Raw genomic sequence first — 18422 nt, 5'->3', positions numbered from 1 at the left:
AGGCGACGTCAGGCGGCGGGCAGTGTTGCGAGGAACGTTGTGACCAGCGTTTCCAGAAGAGTTTGATCTGCGGGAGAAAACCGATCTTTGCGCGGGCTGTCGAGATCCAGCACGCCGAGCAGGTGGCCTTGTGCGACCAGCGGAATGACGATTTCAGACGCCGAAGCGGCATCACACGCAATATGGCCGGGGAACGCATCCACATCCGCCACGCGCTGGGTGGTGCGGGTCTGGGCGGCGGTGCCACAAACCCCCTTCCCCATCGCAATGCGCGTGCAGGCCACACGGCCCTGAAAGGGGCCGAGGACCAGTTCACCCTGTGACGCAGACGCCTCTGTCTGTCCGGACGGTACAGCGGAGGCCAGCGTGAACAGCGTGGCCTGTGCTGTTGCGTGCGGACGGTAGAGGTAGAACCCGGCCCAGTTGAGATCTGGCAGCGCCTCAAAAATAAGGGCAGCCAGATTAGCCATATTGGCCAGAGGGTCCTGCTCCGCCGCCAGCAGACCGGTGGCGGCGGAGAGCAGATCTTCCGGGGTGAGGCGATAGGCCGGGGCGCTCATGGTGTGCGCTTACTGAGCCAGCAGCGCCGGGCCGCGCAGAGCGGAGCGGCTGCAGACGGCTTCCTGCTGGTCCCGGTTGAGGGTTGTGATGTCAAACATCACGGTCGGGCTGAGCATCAGACGCCCCTGCCCGCCCCATGCGTAAGCCGGGTTGGTGCGTATACCCTCGCGGCTGGCGAGCTGGCGGCCGAGGGTGCGAACGGTAGTGTCCGTCACCAGTTTATGGGCGTCACAATAATACATCAGACCGCCAACGTTTTCCGCCGACGCATGTTCCACCGTGGGGATGCCATCATAATCCAGCACGCCGGGCGCTGCGGTGGCTGCTGTCATCGGGGCAGGACCGGCTGGCACCGTCAGCACGCCGGACGCAGGAGCCTGCGCCGCGTGCGCCTGCGGCAGAGCCGCGGACAGAGCGAGACAGCCGGTCAGGGCCAGAAAGACAGGGCGAAGTTTCAGCATAGGCTTGGTCCTCTTGGTATCTGCCAAACGGCAGTGAGGAGGACAGAATAAGGACAGACATCAGCACGCGGCAAGGGCGGGCTGCTCTGCGTTGGGTGGGGGGATGCCAGGAGGCTGGATGCGGGGAGGTGCATTACCAGGCGGCTGAGAGGGTGTTGCTTGTTGCCTGAAGGGGCTCGAAAGACTTAAGACAGGGTGCAGTTCTTTTGGCTGCACCCTTTTCTTTTGAGCAGGTCGTCTTTTTCCATGTCTTATGAGCCGCCTTTACTGGCACAGAACAGGGGACGTCTTGGCTCTTTTCTGTATCGTTCCTTCGCCATTGTTTTGTTTGGCCTGATTCTGTTTCCGGAATTTTACCATCTTGGCTCTCAGAGCATCGAACCATGGGATGAAGCCCGGCATATTGGCTCGGCTTATGAGATGCTTTTCCGGCATGACTATGTGGTCAACTACTGGCAGGGCAAAAAAGATTACTGGAACCTGAAGCCGGTTTTGAGTTTTTTGCCGATTATTCTGTCCGTCAAGCTATTTGGTAAGGGACTGATGGCGGCACGCCTTCCCTCCCTGCTGGGATTTGTGGCGATTGTTCTGGGGCTTTACCAGTTTGCGGCACGCAAATTCTCACGCGTGGAAGGGCTTTACGCCATCACGCTTTTTTCCATCTGGTCACAGGCTCTTACCGCCCACAGTTTTCGTGTGGTGGATGCGGATGCGCTTTACTGCACGTTTTACCTGTTCTGCATCCTGCTGTGCCTGAAACGCACCAGCCTGTCCTTCTGCCTTGCCTGCGTACTGGCCGCCTTGTGTTTTCTGAGCAAAAGCTGGCATGCCCTGACACTGCTGCCGCCGCTGGCGCTGACGTGTGTGCTGACGGAACGCTCTATTCGCCTGCCATTTAAGGGCATGCTGTGTGGTCTGGCCCCCATCCTGCTGTGGGTTGGGGTGCGGATCTATGAGGATGGTCCAAAATTTCCGCAACGTATGGTGACATACGACCTGCTCAAACGAACAGGCATACAGATTGAAGGGCACCATAACCCTCCTTCTTTTTATATAACGAGCTTTGTGCACGATTATCCTGATCTGCTCTGGCAGCTTGGATTTCTGACGCTGGCCTTTGGAGCGGCTTGCTGGTGGCCGCGGTTGCGAGCCGCCCGGTTTCGCTTTGGCATACCGAGTGCGTTAAAGGCCGAGATGCTGATTCTGGCTGTGGCCGTATTGTCTGTTTTCGGGATGTTTACGGCGGCAAAGACGCGCCTGTTCTGGTACACATTTCCAGCTTACCCGATACTCTGCGTGCTGATGACCTACGCCTTTGCGCAACTGCGGCCTGCGTTGAAAACAGTGGCTGGTGGCCTGGCAGCGGTGTTTTTTGTGATGTCCTTTTCCACATCCTGGCAGCGGACGAAGGCTCTTGAACTTCCGACTTTCTATTATCAGCTTCAGGCCGCGGCCTGGATGCCGATGACCAATGTGCAAAAGGAGGGCGTGATTGAGCAGGACGACTATGCTGCGCTGCTCACCTACCTGCCCGTCCCGCCAACCGCCATCCATATTGGCCCAGATGAGAGCAAACCGCATACGCTGGTCATCCGCGATAAAGACGCGGGGGCGTGTGACGGATGTGCGTTGGTCTCCAAGGGAGACCGGTTTGATTTATTTTACCGGGACTAAGAGCAGAAGGGCGGAAGACCTGGCTGATTCGAGGTGATCTGCCGGGACTGTGAAGGGCACGTTCCGGCCTGTTTGTGGCGGTTAGGCAGGGAATTTACCCCTCCCCCGCAATACAGGCTTGGCAACCCCCCTGCCTTTGCGCTAGGGAGAAGCCCAAGGACCCGTAGATCAGTTGGATAGATCGTCAGATTCCGAATCTGAAGGCCGGAGGTTCGAATCCTCTCGGGTCCACCAACCACCTTAAAAACATAGTAAAAACAACAAGTTAAGACGTGAGTTTGCCAATCTTGATTTGGAGTTTGCCAATTTGCTCGTGGGCAGATGGGCTTGAAAATTCTTGTACCCTACCCCCAGCCCGTACTATACTCATATGGCTGCGGCGGCGTGGATGGACACGCACGGGAAAAACCACAACGGAATGCACTGCCCCACATTGCGCAAGCGGTGACACGGATTTGGGAACAAGCGGAGACAGCATACGGCGAGTGGTGCCGAAAGAGCCGGTATCAAGCCCGGCCCGCAGCAACGTGATAGGTTATAGCTCAGTTGGTAGAGCAGACGACTGTTAATCGTCCGGTCGCAGGTTCGAGCCCTGCTAACCCAGCCAGTGCGAACGCCGGTCAACATGAGCGTATGATGTAGTGCATCAAATAGACTCTGAGGCGTGACTGTCGGGAGAGGACGGCATACCGCGCTACACTGTGCAGCACGGAGACTGCGACAACTCAGGACGCAGGCAGACGGTGGAAGCCCGTCAACCATTTGGCATTCCCCAAGAGTTCGATCCGCCATAAGATGGATGAGGCGCGATAGCCAGCAACACTCAGTTATTGCGCCGCCCGCGCCCTTTTCTCGCACGCTAACACCAGCGACCGGCAAGCGGCATAAGGCCCCGCCAGCGTAGCACTCGGTCCGGTATATTCCACCTGAGCCACGCGCCCGGCCTGTAACCGCGCAACCATGTGGCACGTCCCGTGGCCGCCAATATCCAGCTCCAGAGACAACGGAGTCTTGATCGTCAGCGGCCCCTGCACCTGCTGGTCCTGCCGCCACTCCAGCACCTCGTCATCCGGCAAGGTCTCCCGGTTGTCCGGCACCCCGGCGCATGCGATCAGGTCCGCCCGCCCCATGCCGATCAGGTCATGTTTGGCGCGGGTTGGGAGACTGGAACAGGCGGAGAGTAGGATGGTGGCCAGAAGGCCGGCCTTACCCAAATGGGTCATTGCGCCGCCTCCCCCACGCCATCAGCACCGCCAGCCCAGACCCCAACACCAAAGTGCCGAGGCTTCCAAGAATCAGGCCGCATTCAAAGCCGCTCATTTCACCGCCAGAGTGGAAAGCGCCGTCGCTTCCTGCGTGCCGGACACGCTGGTCAGGCTGATGCCAAGCATGCCCTCAAATGCGTCGATCACGGTCAGCAGCGCATTGAAGGTGGTGATGGCCGTATTCACAACGCTGTTCGTGACGGTCTGCTGAGCGGCGACCAGCCCGGCCCTGAGCGCCACGGCGGCATTGTTCAGATCTACCAGCAGCGTATCAATCCGGGTTTTGGCGTCCGTGTTGTCGTAGCTGACCGTCAGGCTGCCGTTGGTCTGGGTTGCAAAGGCAGAAAGCGAGACGGACAGCGCGCCCCCAGCGGCCTCAATCGCGGCCACGGCAGGCGTGCCCATAGCAGTGGACACAGCCGTGATGCTGAGAATCGTCGCGACCGCATTGATCCCGGCCTGCCCGTAGGCTTTGACCTTGGCGGTATTGAGGGTCAGCGTGGTGGTTTTGCCGCTGGTCGTGACCGTGCAGGCGGTGAGCGCGCTGGCGGCGGCCACCATGCCAGCGGAACGCAGAAAATTACGGCGGGACTGGATCATGTCTTACTCTCCGGCCTGAGAGGATGCGGGCTGATTGAGGTTGTCCGCAGAGGGCGTTGCGGTCACTGCTTCCGCAGGCACTTTGCTTTTGGCCGCGACGACAGCTTTGTTGGCGCCGGTCAACGCCTCGGTCACCCCGGCCAGCACGCCGTCCAGATCAAAGGAGACGCGCTCCGCCACGGCGGGCAGCAGGCCATCCAGCACGGACGTAATGCCCCTGGTGATCTTGGTCGCGTTATCGGTCAGGGGCTTGCCGGTGATGGTTGTAACCAACCCTTCCCCAGCGGTGACCAGAGGCGTGATGGCAGCGGAATTGGTGACGGTGAGGTCAGTCGTCATGATGGGTTCCAGTCAATTTTTGGGGTTGGTAGTATTGGTGGGTGCGACTGCGCCCTGAGACGCATTGACCCGCGCCCCGAGGTGGTTGGCGGCCCAGCCGAAGTTCAGACCGATAACGGAGACCAGTTTGTAAGGGAGCGTCCATTTGCTCCCGACCGGGGGTGCGGGGACTGCTGCAGCAATCCCGCCACAGACAAGGATCACGCCAGCAACCACCGAACTCCACGGCTCCGGGATGGCAGAAAACAAAAGGGGCACCACCGCAGTGATGCCCCCGATCTTGGCCGCATTAACCGCGACGGCCTTTTTGGTTTGGGCGTCAGCCATGAGAGGCACCTCCCTTGAGTGTCGCCGGAAGCGTGTCGATCCTGACCACCTCAATCGTGAGGTTGCCGTCCGGGCTGCGGTGGATGGAGCGGCGGAGCTCAGCCAGAACGATGTCCGCCGTGCGCTTGGCAATGTGCTCCATTTCTTTTTCTGTCAGGAACATACTTAACCCTTCCCGTTCAGCCCGAGGCGATAGAAGGCATGGTTGCCAATGGTGCATCGGTAAAATGCGCCTTTTGCCCAATACGGCGTGGCCCCCCGGCGGTCGTAATAGTGGTCAGCCCCGCCGGTCAGATCTGGTAGATGGTCAGCCATAAGGCAGCCGGCCAAAACTAGAGCCTCACGGAATTGCGGATCTGCATTGGTGACGGTCAGGAGTTTGGCGCGATTGGGGTCGGTCGCATCCCAGCAAGAGAACTGCGCATAGGCCTGGCACACCCCGGCTACGTCATGCCCCCACCAACCCGGATGCGCGGCCCGGTTGCCGATGACATTCAGGACAGCCTGCATCCCCCGCGATCCCTCGCCCCGCGCCTCACCCCATGCCGTGCGGGCTGCTGCCTGCACCGGGTCAGTGATTGGTAGTGTGATGGTCATGATTTTTCCCAACTTCGGGGCGCAATGACATAGGCCGCTGGCTGCTGCTGGGCTGGCGGCGTCGGGGCAGGAACATGGTGGTGGTGCAGGAATCCGACATTGCCGAACAGGTAGTCGTCCCATGTCTGGCTGGAGAGGATCGTGCCACCTGCTGCGGCCGCAATCGTGCAGACAATCCCCACAACCACTGACCGTGTGCGCCAGCGCCGCAGATTCTCTTCGGCCAGCCGGTTCTGGTTTTCCTGCGCGCCCGTTAGTTTGGCCAGCTGGGTTACCAGATCAAAAACCCGCGTCTCCAGCCGAGCTATCCCCGCCGTAGTGGCCACAGTGCGGGCATTCTCCTCTGCCCGCATCGTCGCCAGATCTTTGCTGATGCCGTCCAGCTTTCCGTCAGTTGCATCCTGCCGCCGCTCAACCGCAGCAAGGCGTACCTCGTGACCCCCAACGATTTCGCGCAGGTCATCATTAGCCGCGACGTTTCCGCCGCTCTGTGTTTCTATCATCAGATTTCCCGGATTATGTAGTGCCGTCTTTGGCAAATCCGCAATTCGTGACCACAGCCAGCAACTGCTGCACAATAGGGTCAGTTGGTTTCGATCCTGTGATGGTGGGCTGCTCCCCAAGGGCAGGGGCATCCCACGCAGTTACGGATTTTGCGCCAGCAATGTAATCACCCGCTTTTATAGACTGGGCCTGAACATTACCCAGGATCTGCCAGCCGTCTACTGGATTCAAATCCGCAGCGGTTAACTGCACCGCTCCGGTACGGCCAGCAACGCTGGCAACCTGCGGGGCTGCTGCAACATCAGGTGCCCAATCCTGAGCGTAGATAACAGGACCGAGGATTTTGCGCGTACCCTCAGAGTTGAGGTGATAGGCGTCAGAGCCGCCATGAGCGTCCGTAAATTCGTAAAGCTCATTGTCTGTAACGATAGGCTTATAACGCTGCTGATCAGGGTTGATCTTGGTGCTATCTGCAACCAAAAGGCTGTGAATAGCCATTTTGTATGCTTGCCCGTCAAACGAGAAATGTGGAGCATATGGCGCACCGCACCGTTCGATATGGCGATCAAAGATCGTGATCATACCCTTCTCCATCCACATGTTGTCTTCTAAGGTGCTGGGGTCAGGGATGCCGCTCTGCGGTGACCACAGGCTCATGCGCAGGCGCGTGCCTTTGAGCGCAACACCCATATGCAGGCCCCACGCAGCACCAGCGGCAACGGTCGGAATAGGTACTCCGGTGTCGTAATCTGTCGTGCCGCCGTAGGGGTGCTGGATACGTATTACGACGTTATCCCCAGCGTTAAATAACACAAAAACGGGGTTTGCACCGGGCTGCCCCCATATGGCCTGTGCCCCAGAGCACTGGAAATCGAACACGTTAGGGAGCGGGTCGAGACTAAATGTTACGGCCCAATCTGTGCAGTAATTGGCATCAACATTGTAAACGGACGTCACATCAGGAAAATCATAGTCCTGATTTGCCGCTAAGTTAAACGGCGTTCCCCAATCCAACAGTGTTGTGCCGTTAGGGGCGAGCCGCGAAAGGCTAATAACCGTCGGATCAAACCCGTCTCGGCACATTGCGTGCCAGCGCCCAAAATCCAGATAGCCGTAATCGTTGGCCAGCGCGTAGCTGCGGACGTACTGCGCAGCGAAATCAATCCCCTCCTGTATCCCGACATCCCAATAATCAAGAGTGCTACTGCCCAGAGAAGGCTGATACGTAACCCCGAAAATAATGCTGGGGACGTGAGATTGCCCCTCAAAAAACTGCACGAGATCGTGCATAGCCGTAACATCAATCCCGCGCCCGTCGTTGCCGGCAGAGTACAAGAGCAGAAAATCGAGGTTCAGACTGGCAACGTATTTTCTCCAACTCGTATAGTCGGCGTATCCGGGGTTCCACGGGTTTGGAGGCGTATCGTCGGAATTCATGCTATTCCATGTCATGCCTCCAATCGCGCAGTTATAGCTCTCAATTTTTACATTTGGCCATGCTTTGCGGACTGCATCACACAGCAGCTCCCACGGCAGATCAACAGGCGTTCGCGCACACGTCGCAATAGAATCAATAGAGTCTCCCATCACGCCAATACGCACGGTCCCGCCGGTTTTACTGGCCTCAATGCATGCATTTAGGAAATTGGTCAGGTGCCGAGCCTTGATCGTCGGCGGGAACATGGATGCAGACGGGTAGTGGTCGGGATGCACAGCGCGGCGGGGTGCATTCAGGATACGTTGATCTTTATTGCCAAGGATCACTGTATGATTGGCTGCAGCAAGCGCCGTTGACGCATCCCCAAGGACATCCACATCGGGTGCTACACGAAGGATTTTGCCGCCCGTTTTAGCTCCCTGCGCATCAGCAGCGATAATCCCAGCAACATCTGATGGGGTGGAAACGCCACCCACCCCGTAATCGTGGACAACAATATTGTCAGCGGCACGGATGCCGGGTGTGCGCGCTACTATACCCCCCTCTGCCGTAACGGTCGTGTTGGTGGCGTCCCCACCCGCAGCCTGCACAGACCCAGCTGCCATTTTGACCGCATCGCCCAGAGGCGTGTCCTGCCCCCCAACAACTGCATCAGGGTGCATCGGCAATAGCGGCTTTAGCATGGCGGGCACTGCAGCGGCACCGCTGGTCACGGGCGTTGCAGGCGTTACCGCCAGTGCGCTCTGGTTCTGCAAATAGAGCTGCGCCTTATTGTCAAGCTGGGCAACGCCGCCGGCAACGCCTGCCTGATCCTGAACTGCCTTCCCGGCGGCACCGTACGCTTTCAGGGCTGCTGCATCTGCCTGTGTGGCAGCCTGAGTGGCGGACGATACTGCGTCCGGGATGCCGGCAGCAGAGGAGACAGCGCTTCCGAGTATTCCAACACTAATCTGATGCGCGTTTCCCCCGGATGCTGTACCGCCCCCCACTATGCCAAGCAGGGTGTCTGAGGGAGCGATGGACGAAGCAAGAGGGAGATCAGAAATCGGGGTTCCGGAAGAAGTCGTGTTTGAACCAGACATTTTTTGTCCTCGTTTGGGCACAAAAAAACCGGCTCAAGGGCCGGTTGAATGCAGATAATTTTTTGAGAGCAGATCAGGCGATCAGCAGGATATCGGTACGCGTAGTTCGGCTGGTCAGTGCCAGAGGCCCGAACACCTCAGTCGTCACGTCAACCGCATCAATGCCCAATGGGTCTCCGGTTGTGTCGAGAAGACGATCGCCAGACGGCAGAATGAGGTCTGAGAGGTAGGCCGTGGTGGTTGTTGAGCTATTGAGAAGCGGACTTCCGTCATGAAGCAACAGCACGCTTTGGGATTCAGACGTCACTGCCGCACCAATAGATAAAATATCTCCACCAGGCAGACGTATAGCGTTCGGAGGAATTGGGGTGCCATCTGTGAGAGTAGGCACGATATTTGGCTGTGTGGCGCTTATAGTGTCATAGATGGCGATAGAAACTGGCGAACTCCAGATCCTGCCCTGTTGAGTCCTAACAGTGACCTGAAGCGTTTGGACTGTCCCAGGCTCGCCTCCACCCAGAAACAGCACAGGCACACCACTGACGATAAACGACATTAAGACAGTCAGGTCTGTTGCAGTTCCTGTTCCCGTCAGGACGGTAGCAGACACACTCGCAACATAGTCTGTAGTCCCAGCCAGCCATTGCTGTGGAGATAGTCCATAATCCAGATTATCTGCACTAGATTTAGGTCTTAATGTCAGTTGAGGAGACGGCGTTGGCCCCATGCCTCGCAAGCGTTGCGGAGCAGGCATTGAAAGCATACGTTCGGCAGCTGGCTCCCAGCCTGGAGATATGATGGGTGCTGTCATGATGGGGCCGTCGGCAGGGTTTTGCTGGCAGTGTCAGTGCCATTGGCGATAGCCGCAAGATCCTTGAGATATGTCACCCATACGTCAGGAGTGGCCTCGTTGATTGACCCGTATTCGTTCCAGACTGTTTGCCTCCCCACAGCCAGTGCAGTTGTAGCCTGCGTGGTAAGCGGGACGGGCTCAACCGGCACAGAATAATCAATAATTTTTCCGGACAGCACGCCGCGGCCAGCCGGTAGCCGGAAACTGGCGGTATTGTTCCAGTCGTCTGCGCTAATGGCTATCATGCTGCTGGCGCTGGGAACTGCTGAAACACTGCTCATAGCCCATGTGTCATACCACCCTGTGACGGGCGTTGGCTGAGACGCAGTATTGTCATAGGACGCATAATAACGGGCTGGATAAGCTGTTTTTGCGTCAGTCATTATGCAATACCTTCCACAGTTATATTCACTACTGACTGTTGCACGGAAGAGGTATTGGCCCCTGTGGAAAAATGCAAAAAAGCCTGAGTTGCTGACGTCAGAACACCGCTACTGTTGGTCTGATTTAGAGCGATAGCAGAATGGTTCTGAGTTGTTTCCACAGACCCCATCCCAATTACTTTAGGAGGGGAAGAATATGCCTGAGGGAACGTGATTGTAGCGTTACCGTTACTATCAGGCGTAAGCGTTACATCAAACGTCTGCCTGAGGATATTTCCGATTTTAGTATAGTATCCATTATCTATTGTTCCTGAAGAAATCTCAGATGAGGGCACATAGTTTTGTAAATCAGATGTATAAGCTACATCCCCATACGTGCTATCATGTAAACGATCACTATTGCCGGGGATACTGAGAAATCTATAACTTCCATCAGGAAAACCTAGAGAAAATACCCCGCTAAATGTGGTTCCAACAAGTTCCTGAACATAAAAACCAAAAGTTCCCCCGCGCGCTCCGGCGACAGAAGTAATGCCCGCATAGTTGGTTATTTGCCCGGTCGTCTGCCCACCCGGATCGAACGTTACAGTAAGCCCTGATCCTGATTTGATATTCAGGCCTCCGTCCATTTCATCGCCAGACTTAGCGACTTTTCCGGATTGCAGGTTACTTTCAACAGTCGTGGCACGCTGTGTTTCAGACTGTAGCTGCGCGATTGTAGAAAACAGCCCATTAGCCCATGCCTGCGAGGCGAATACTCCCCACAAGTTTCCGGAAATATAAGCTGATAGACCGTTGCTGCTATTACCAATATTTATCTTGTCAGATGCAAGCCCGTTAGTGCCGCCCTGCTCAACTGGCGTATAGCCAACGGCAGCCTCGGCTTCCCCTTCAGCAACAAGTTTCTGAATTGCCTGATAGAGCAGCGTATTATCATCACGGTTAAGGGCTAAGCCTGCTTTCGTAATAACGGTCGTGACTTCAATCTGCATGGCATTCCATGCATAGGCCGGGAAAGGTGTTCTGGGTGAGCCTGTGGTCGGGTTGCCATCAGTCGCATATCCCGGAGTTCCTGTGGTGGGGGCTGTATCTGCCTCTGCCAAAGAAACTGTATTGGGGGCAATCAGGAGGTCCATTTGTCATCCTGTATAAGTGAAAAAAACATTTGTTCCTGCCTGAGACAGTCTTCTCAGTTCATATTCCAGAACTGTATGGTCATTTTCTGCAGCGTCATCGACTGTTACAAGGTAGTCAAAATTCCACCCCTCACCACCAAACTGAGAGCCAAAAGGCATCCCAAAATAAAATGCACTGTAAGGCGTAATGGTGACTGTATAGCCAAGAGTTTTTGCATACTGCTCCAGATACGGAACTGAGCACCCACCTGTGCCCGTCAGTCTGGCGACTACCTGAGATTGTTGCTGCTCCAGCGTCTGCGCTGATGATGCAACTAGATCTGGCAGAGCAAGCGTTTTTTGCCACTCTGGAAGCAGTTCCTCTGTGGTGGCGGGAAAGGAATCTTTGAGCAGATTTGCTGCCCGGTCGCTATTCCGGGCAAAAGTCTTTCCCCAGATATTGGCCAGATATGCTGGAATCCCGTCCAGATCACGCGACCAGATGGGGCCACGCGGCAAGATCCTGAGGAGAGCCTGTCCAAAATCTGAAAAAGAGAAATTTGGAGCAGGCATGTTATGTTTCCAGTGTCAGTGTCCCAAGAGAAGGCATTGATGAGATGTTTTCCGCTACAATCGGGACCGATGGAGAGACGATATTGTAAGCGCTCAGGCCAATGGCGGCGATGGCCTCCTGCCACTGGTTTGGGGATATGGTCACGCCGGGACCGGAGACACGCTCAAACATGTCCTGCAGGGCGGAAGTGATCAGGTTTTTATTATCGGTCGTATTATTGGAACCGAGGTCCGAGATAACAAAATCTGTTGGTTGCAGCACGGGAGACATGATGAGGACCAACGGTGTGACGGGCTGTTCGTCCCAGAGCGCGTTGGCTACGCGGAGCTGGTCACCTGTTGCTGTGGTATAGCGCTTCTCTTTCGTCGCGCATCCGTTACTGCCTTGTGGCAGGCCACCCTGCGCAGCATTGGCAGCATCCAGCATGATGTAGACTACAACGCTTCCAGTGCCGAACCCATTGCGGACAACCCATGCACGGGTGACACCAGAGACAGCCAGGGCCCATTGCTCGTAATCGGCCTCTGTGCCGATGCGCTCACTATCCTGATACGCATCCATTACGCGGGTTCGGTAATCGTCCTCTGTCTCGATATCAGCGCCACCGGTAAATGGCTCGGATACGGTGCCTATGGTCTGGATGCCGGCTACCGGGCTGGAGAGCGTGACTGAGGTTCCCGCCGGCACGTTCCCAGCAGATCCAGCGATTGCACAGGTGGCCGGGGCAACGGTCTGGCCATTGGTCGTGATGCTGTCAGCGGTTGTAGTCGCCGTCAGTCCGCCAGTCAGGATGATGCTGGTCCCCGCCGGGATGATAGAACTTCCTGTTGCGGAGAATGTGACGGCCGGAGACGATGCCGCGCTGGGAGCCTTACGGATTACCCCCTTAAGTGCCCCCCATGCAGCCAGCCATTCACCCGTTGCTGTCCATGGGACTGCCTGCTTGGCGATCCAGTCCAGATACCCATAATGCAGCCATGCGAGGCCTGCGAGGGTCATGGAAAGGACATAGAGGACGGAAAACCGCAGCATGGAAGATACGCCGGGGATACCGCCGTCCAGAACATCCTGCTGAGCCTGCTGGCGCAACTGCGTAAGTGTTGGGCGCGCGTAGGGCATCAGGTCAGGCCCTCCCAGGCCCATGAATAGTAAAACTGCTGTGTAGCGTTGGTGCCCGGCTCTGTGACCGTGACGGCAAATTGCAGTGTGGGTGTTGTGCTACTGGCCCATGACGCCATGACGGTCACTGAGGCTGCTACGCCGTCATCCATCAGCCATTGCAGCGCCTCGTGGCAGATAGCCTCAGCCTCACGCAGCGTGCTGGTCTGACCGGCCTTGATAGCCCGCTGCAGCTGCCAGAGGCGAGACCCTATAGGCTCTTGCGCGAATGCATCGCCCCACCAGCCTCGCCGGTCACTATGGTTGGAGCCTGCGGCATCCGGAGCGGATTTCATACCAACAGCCTGATCCAGAGTGCTCAGGGTCTCCGGGGCAACCCGGTCTGTAAACAGGCTGACCATGATTGCTGTGCGCAGGGGGTTATCGAGTGCGAGATCACTGTTCTGGATAGACCAGTCTCCCCGCGCCTGCGCATTATTCCAGACAATCGCTACATCCATCAGGATTTTTCTTCTCTTTGGGCGTCAGGAGGACGGGGGGCCGCTGTCTCCACTGCCGGGCTGCACGCCGCTATGTTTATGCGTGGATAAGGCGATGTTTCCCGCCTTGCATTCCTGAGCAGAAACAGTGCCGCTGACATCAAGGTCACCATCCCACGTGCCTTTCCCTGCTGAGGGTTTGATCAGGATGGTGCCGTCCTTTTGCATTTTGATCTGAGACCCACTTGGCGGGTGGAATACGCAGACTTCTCCCGGTTGCAGATCCTTGGGCCGGTTGCGCTGGTCGCCACTGGCGATTGCGACGCCTCGTGATCTGTCCCCTGCCTGAAACATAACAACGATGTCCGATCCGGGAACAGGTCGGCTGGCAAATCCATATTCCTGAACAAACGGCACATCGCTCCGCATTTCACCTGCGGGCAGAGCAACCTGGACTGTCGGTGTGGAGGGCTGCTCGTTTGTATCCGCTGTCTGCCGCCCTACCCCAAGAGCCATAGCGATCCGGCGCGCCGCGCGCTGCGCAAGATTGGCCATCAAATATCCTCCTGCTGGACAGGCGTTCTATCCGCGCCGGCATCGCCTACGCTGCTGTTAGCTGCGGCTACTGCCTCGTTAGATTGCATGGGAAGCAGGATCGGCTCGGGTTTAAATGCCTCGGGTGGCATCAGGGTGACGTGGGCACGGCTTCCGTCCTCCCCACGCGAAAATTCTACCTCTGCAATCAGCCACATCTGCGCTGATGACCATGATTTTCGCTTCACCGGCACCCTGGTATTTGGGGTCCAGAGCTTGCCGCTTTTGTCGCGCCAACTATCGCAGATCAGGTCGATCACCTGAGAGCGGCCATAGCGGCGAGCTACTTCCCACTGCACACGCTGCTTTGCAACCGCGTAGTCTGCGTCTCCCAATTCTACCGGGATTAGCAAAGGGCGAGATCTTGTCACGCCGGGATCCGTCGCAACGGCATTGACCGGGGCCGAAACGGCATCCATCTGCGAGACGTAATCGTCTCCATCTGGTGGGGTAAACAGCACAACCGGGTTCTGAATGACGGCCCGGACTTCCGAGAACCTGCCGCGCATAGAACGACGGGTGGAAATCTGCTCTATGTTCTCACCTTCGGTGAAGCCACCTGAGGCTTGTGTTGCACCTACCGGCGAGAGCAGCACACTGCCGTCCGGCTGATCGTAAAAGATACAGCCGGCAAGGCGGCAGACGCGCTCCATGACCTCATAAGCCGTTTCTGACAGAATAACAGAAAACTGCTGGATGTCTGTATTGCCTGCCCCCTGCGTACTGGTGACAGTCACACCACGAGGGCGGCTCACCTGTTGGCATATCGCCAGAGCGTTGGTGCTGCTCATCTGATAGGTAGCAAACTCAGCAGAACACTCGATCAGGTCAATGGAAAGAGAATCAATCTCCATAAACATCAGATTGCCTGCGGCATCTGTGTTGGTTTCCACCACGCTCACGTAACCGGTGATGACCAGATCTTTGCCGATGCTGATCTGGCAGCGCATGCCCGGATCCACGCTGAGCATGTACTGCCCATCGGGCTGATACTCGGTAAACGCAAGGCGGGCAGTGGATGGCATGACCTCCAGCCCCATCCGGATGGAGACATTTTGCCAGCCGCTGATCGTCATCCCGGCAACGTGGATTGAAACCTCGTCCTGATCCTCACCGCTCCATCCGAAAAAGTCTGATGCATCAGATAAGACGGTCATGCTGACAGAGCCTCAAAGCTGGCGGGCATGAATGCCGGGTGAATGGGGTCTGCCCGCTTGATCAGATCAGGTGCGCGTGTCGCGTCCGCATAAACCTGCTGCCCCAGCACAAGGGCCGGGAGACAGGCATTGCGTGTGATGGTGATCTGATCCGGAAGCCGGCTGGCACGTTCTGAAAGGTCCTGCGTAACCTGCACCCGGAGAGTGCGCAGAGCCTGCCATGTTGCGTCATCCCCGGAATCAGCTGCCACCAGAGCCTCAGCATCAAGTAGCTCCGCTACCTGCAGTCGCAGAGCCTCAGCCTCCTGCGAGGATGTTGGTTGCCAGTCTGCACAGGCCTGCGCGATAGCTGCCAGAGCAGACCGGCGGCATAGAGCCGCAACCGCGCTGACCAATGTGGAAATGGCGCCGCCAATGGGGGCCGTTGTCTGGATGCTATCGGGGCTATAAACCGTAAGGGGAAGCAGGACAGACAGCTGCGTGCCGGGATCGGCCACAGCACCCCGCAGGCTCTCGGGTATTGTGAGGATGACTGTTGCCAGATCTGCCACGGACGTAGTGGTTTGCAGGCTTTCAATCTGCCCATCCAGAGAGGCTGTATTGGCACTGAGAGAGGACCAGACAGAATCAACTGTGGCCGTGGGATCTATTGTGCCGTTGTTCCGCGCGGCATACCGCCCGTTATTGCCAGGGAGTGTTGCGATAGAAGCCCCCATGACAGCGGGAGAACGGATGGAAGATGCAGCTGATGCTGCCCATTTGGCCGATGCTGCTTTCCCTGCTGTGATAGACGGCTCCCCAACGGACCACGCAGGAACAGCCTTCCCTGAGAAATCAGAGGAAGCAGATGCTTGCATAGCAATGGCTGCGGTAGCGACTGCAGCATCAAGAGCCGTCTTGACCAGAGACGTGAGCAGATTACGCTGCTCCAGCAACTCCAGCTGGATATCGATAACGCCCGTAACGCCATCCCGCTCCCGCCACTCAAAGGACATGCAGGAGGCGCGGATTACGCCGATTGTCGGGTGGATAAGCAGGCCGGGGCCACTGGCCTCTGATGCAGTAGTCAATAGGTCCCGCTGCACATAGCAGGTTGCGCCGCACAGGAAGCCGGTGATGCGATAGAGGCGACCCCGGCGACCGAGGTCCTCTACCCATGGCGTGTCCCGGTAGGGATAGTCATGCACCGCCTGTTTTCGCCCAGCCTGCCCGCCATTACCCACTACAACAAAAGGCACGCCACGAAACGATCCCTGCAGGAACTCTCCTGCAAGTTTTGAGAGGCCGCCAAGCTGCATTTTTTATTGTCCTACGGCTGTGCTTTCCGGATCCATGGCTCTCTGCTGGGTGACAGAGCGTACCTTAAGGCCGCCGCTTTTACTGGTTGCCTTGGCTGAGACACCATGCGGGCCGGTTGTGGTGACGTGCAGATCCAGCAGCATGGCCTGATGCGGATCAGATCCAGAACCTCCACCAGAAGGAACACTTACCGGCGGAGCAGACAGACGTGAGGCCCACTGTCCGGCAAGAGCCCCACGGCTCTGCATTTCTGCTCTTTTGTCGCCTTCTGTCAGGCCAGGGCGCAAATAATCATAAGATGTAATTGCCCCTGCTGCGGCTGCTGTGCGGGCGGTCCTGATTGCATTCCATGCTGAATTTTCGGTATGCCCAAATTCCCACATTGAAAATTTGAGCTGATCCTCCAGCGATGAACCACGGACATCCCGACCCATCACGCGGCGGAAATTATCCTGCCGATCTTTGTGCAACTGGAGAAGCCCATAGGCACTTCCCTTATCGCCAACAATCGATGGGTTAAAACCACTTTCCGCATCCAGATTAGCGACCATTCCGGCGGCTTGCTCAGCTGTTAGGCCGTTCCGCATATAAAAGTCCCGGATGCGGCGGCCCGTAGCGAGTTTCTGCTTATCTGAGGCGTCTATCTCTTTTTGCGCGCGGCCCTGCTCATCATAACTCCGCCCAAATCCTATATGACTGGCTGCATTATCAATAAAAGATGCACCGGGCACATTCTTGTCAATCCATGCACCAAGCCGATCTTGCGGGTCCTGATTTTTGAGCCACGCGTCCGTTTCATAACCGGCCAGCCCGGCCAGTCCCAGTCGTGCAAGTTTGATTGCCTTGAAAGCTCCAGCCACCCCGAGAAGGGTTGTCGTCAGGCTGGCAAGCGCCCCTAGAACCTTAACACCCCCAAGAACCAGCATCCCAACAGCAACATCCTGAGCAGCCTTTTTCCAGCCCCCCAGATAGTCCACAACATCTGAAATGCTGTGCATGACGCCCTGAACACCATTTTTAATCTGGTCCCAGCCGCCATCTTTCAGCCATTTGACTACCTGCCGGACATATCCTGCAATGTCCTGAGAAATCCATTCCCGGTTAACTGCAATCCACTCGGCTATCTGGTGGATGACCGGGCGTAAGGCTGGCTCTACAGCTTCAGCCACACTAAAGCCAAACCCTTTAACGGCCAGTTCCAGCTCTGCCTGTGCTTTTTGTAGCTGCCGGGCTGCGTCTGCCCCTTTTTCATTCATCACGCCATAGCGTCTGGCCAGTTCAATATTCTGGCGAAACTCTGCGGCGGATTGCTGGAAAATAGGAAGAAGCCCCTCCCCCGCCTGCCCGAAAATTTTCATGGCGGCAATTGTCTGAGCTGCGGGATCTTTTATCCCCCGGATTTTGTCAGCAATACGCGCGAACAATTTATCAGGCGAAGATTTTGCAACCTCCTGCATGCTGATACCGAGCGCCTGAAACTGAGCAGCTGCCTCCGGCGCAAAACCATGCGGCATTTCCCATTTAAGCTGGGAGAGCTGCCCTAATGCCCCCGTCATAGCATCCGCAGAGCCACCCGAAAGCTGCGCCGCATTTTGCAAGGCCATAAGGCGGCTTGTCGGCATCCCTATGGAACGCGACGTAGTCCGCATCTTTGAGCCAAAGTCCGCCCATGCTGTGGAGAGTTTATAAATCCCCGCAAGGGTTGTGGCTCCGGTAATGGAGCCGAGAACCGGCACTATACGACTGACCGAGCGGAACGCATTGAGCGTACCGCGCCCAAGCGCCCCCATGGCATTACGGACCTGTGTCAAACCCGTCAGGTCTGAAAAGCGCCGCATTGCTCTGGTGGCACGCAGAACCGGGGCCTGAATAGAGGCCATTTTGTTATTGAAATTATCAATAACGCTTATGGCTTTCTGTGCCCGCACACCAATAGTGATCTGCGCGCTAGTTGTTGCGACTGCGCCCACGCTGGGCCTCCCTGCGCCGTTGTTCGGCAAT

21 protein-coding genes and 2 tRNA genes are annotated in these 18422 nt (G+C 56.9%); 3 read left to right on the top strand and 20 right to left on the bottom strand.

The genetic code is table 11. The annotated features are described in order from the left end of the window. Positions 1-8 precede the first annotated feature (8 nt). Positions 9-560 (bottom strand): GAF domain-containing protein, encoded by a 552-nt coding sequence (locus tag ACHQGU_RS03170; protein WP_395495847.1) that lies wholly within the window; start codon positions 558-560, stop codon positions 9-11. Between the two features lie 9 nt (positions 561-569). Then, positions 570-1022, bottom strand: coding sequence for a hypothetical protein (locus ACHQGU_RS03165; RefSeq protein ID WP_253557394.1), 453 nt, complete (start codon positions 1020-1022; stop codon positions 570-572). 246 nt (positions 1023-1268) lie between these two features. Here ACHQGU_RS03165 and ACHQGU_RS03160 point away from each other — a divergent pair, with 246 nt between their 5' ends. From ACHQGU_RS03160 to ACHQGU_RS03150, 3 genes are all read left to right on the top strand, one after another. Beyond that, positions 1269-2696 carry an ArnT family glycosyltransferase gene (locus tag ACHQGU_RS03160; RefSeq protein ID WP_395495846.1) on the top strand — a complete coding sequence of 476 codons (1428 nt, stop codon included), beginning with the start codon at positions 1269-1271 and terminating at the stop codon, positions 2694-2696. 157 nt (positions 2697-2853) lie between these two features. Next, positions 2854-2930: transfer RNA gene (locus tag ACHQGU_RS03155), tRNA-Arg, on the top strand. 297 nt (positions 2931-3227) lie between these two features. Continuing rightward, positions 3228-3303: transfer RNA gene (locus tag ACHQGU_RS03150), tRNA-Asn, on the top strand. 220 nt (positions 3304-3523) lie between these two features. Here the strand turns inward: ACHQGU_RS03150 and ACHQGU_RS03145 are convergent. From ACHQGU_RS03145 to ACHQGU_RS03060, 18 genes are all read right to left on the bottom strand, one after another. After that, positions 3524-3919: a hypothetical protein gene (locus tag ACHQGU_RS03145; protein ID WP_395495845.1), complete on the bottom strand. Its 396-nt coding sequence runs from the start codon at positions 3917-3919 to the stop codon at positions 3524-3526. Between the two features lie 93 nt (positions 3920-4012). After that, a complete protein-coding gene (locus ACHQGU_RS03140; protein ID WP_395495844.1) occupies positions 4013-4561 on the bottom strand; it encodes a hypothetical protein in 549 nt (182 codons plus the stop codon). Positions 4562-4564: 3 nt separating this feature from the next. Beyond that, positions 4565-4900, bottom strand: coding sequence for a hypothetical protein (locus ACHQGU_RS03135; RefSeq protein WP_395495843.1), 336 nt, complete (start codon positions 4898-4900; stop codon positions 4565-4567). 12 nt (positions 4901-4912) lie between these two features. Further along, complete coding sequence (locus ACHQGU_RS03130) at positions 4913-5227, bottom strand: hypothetical protein (protein WP_395495842.1); 315 nt, start codon at positions 5225-5227, stop codon at positions 4913-4915. Then, on the bottom strand, positions 5220-5390 hold the full coding sequence (locus ACHQGU_RS03125; RefSeq protein ID WP_395495841.1) for a hypothetical protein: 171 nt from the start codon (positions 5388-5390) through the stop codon (positions 5220-5222). Before ACHQGU_RS03125 ends, ACHQGU_RS03130 begins: the two co-directional genes overlap by 8 nt. 2 nt (positions 5391-5392) lie before the next feature. Then, positions 5393-5824: a cell wall hydrolase gene (locus ACHQGU_RS03120; RefSeq protein ID WP_395495840.1), complete on the bottom strand. Its 432-nt coding sequence runs from the start codon at positions 5822-5824 to the stop codon at positions 5393-5395. Next, on the bottom strand, positions 5821-6327 hold the full coding sequence (locus ACHQGU_RS03115) for a hypothetical protein (protein ID WP_395495839.1): 507 nt from the start codon (positions 6325-6327) through the stop codon (positions 5821-5823). The genes ACHQGU_RS03120 and ACHQGU_RS03115 overlap by 4 nt, the downstream gene beginning before the upstream one ends. A 13-nt stretch (positions 6328-6340) precedes the next feature. Further along, complete coding sequence (locus tag ACHQGU_RS03110) at positions 6341-8848, bottom strand: hypothetical protein (protein ID WP_395495838.1); 2508 nt, start codon at positions 8846-8848, stop codon at positions 6341-6343. Between the two features lie 73 nt (positions 8849-8921). Continuing rightward, positions 8922-9155: a hypothetical protein gene (locus tag ACHQGU_RS03105; protein ID WP_395495837.1), complete on the bottom strand. Its 234-nt coding sequence runs from the start codon at positions 9153-9155 to the stop codon at positions 8922-8924. Between the two features lie 500 nt (positions 9156-9655). Continuing rightward, on the bottom strand, positions 9656-10084 hold the full coding sequence (locus ACHQGU_RS03100) for a hypothetical protein (RefSeq protein ID WP_395495836.1): 429 nt from the start codon (positions 10082-10084) through the stop codon (positions 9656-9658). Beyond that, on the bottom strand, positions 10084-11220 hold the full coding sequence (locus ACHQGU_RS03095; protein WP_395495835.1) for a hypothetical protein: 1137 nt from the start codon (positions 11218-11220) through the stop codon (positions 10084-10086). The genes ACHQGU_RS03100 and ACHQGU_RS03095 overlap by 1 nt, the downstream gene beginning before the upstream one ends. A gap of 3 nt (positions 11221-11223) precedes the next feature. Further along, positions 11224-11772, bottom strand: a complete 549-nt coding sequence (locus ACHQGU_RS03090) for a putative phage tail protein (RefSeq protein WP_395495834.1) — start codon at positions 11770-11772, stop codon at positions 11224-11226. A gap of 1 nt (position 11773) precedes the next feature. Further along, positions 11774-12892, bottom strand: coding sequence for a baseplate J/gp47 family protein (locus ACHQGU_RS03085; RefSeq protein WP_395495833.1), 1119 nt, complete (start codon positions 12890-12892; stop codon positions 11774-11776). After that, positions 12892-13392, bottom strand: coding sequence for a phage GP46 family protein (locus ACHQGU_RS03080; RefSeq protein WP_395495832.1), 501 nt, complete (start codon positions 13390-13392; stop codon positions 12892-12894). The genes ACHQGU_RS03085 and ACHQGU_RS03080 overlap by 1 nt, the downstream gene beginning before the upstream one ends. A gap of 24 nt (positions 13393-13416) precedes the next feature. Further along, the gene (locus tag ACHQGU_RS03075) at positions 13417-13926 is read right to left on the bottom strand and encodes a phage baseplate assembly protein (RefSeq protein WP_253550173.1); all 510 of its coding nucleotides are present in this window, start codon (positions 13924-13926) and stop codon (positions 13417-13419) included. After that, a complete protein-coding gene (locus ACHQGU_RS03070; protein WP_395495831.1) occupies positions 13926-15122 on the bottom strand; it encodes a phage baseplate assembly protein in 1197 nt (398 codons plus the stop codon). Before ACHQGU_RS03070 ends, ACHQGU_RS03075 begins: the two co-directional genes overlap by 1 nt. Continuing rightward, positions 15119-16420: a DNA circularization protein gene (locus ACHQGU_RS03065; protein WP_395495830.1), complete on the bottom strand. Its 1302-nt coding sequence runs from the start codon at positions 16418-16420 to the stop codon at positions 15119-15121. The genes ACHQGU_RS03070 and ACHQGU_RS03065 overlap by 4 nt, the downstream gene beginning before the upstream one ends. A gap of 3 nt (positions 16421-16423) precedes the next feature. Next, the gene (locus tag ACHQGU_RS03060; RefSeq protein ID WP_395495829.1) at positions 16424-18391 is read right to left on the bottom strand and encodes a phage tail tip lysozyme; all 1968 of its coding nucleotides are present in this window, start codon (positions 18389-18391) and stop codon (positions 16424-16426) included. Positions 18392-18422 lie beyond the last annotated feature (31 nt).

Origin of the sequence: Acetobacter sp. KSO5 (assembly GCF_044094635.1) — a bacterium.
GTDB lineage: Bacteria > Pseudomonadota > Alphaproteobacteria > Acetobacterales > Acetobacteraceae > Acetobacter > Acetobacter cerevisiae.
This window is presented reverse-complemented; position numbering and strand designations above follow the sequence as displayed.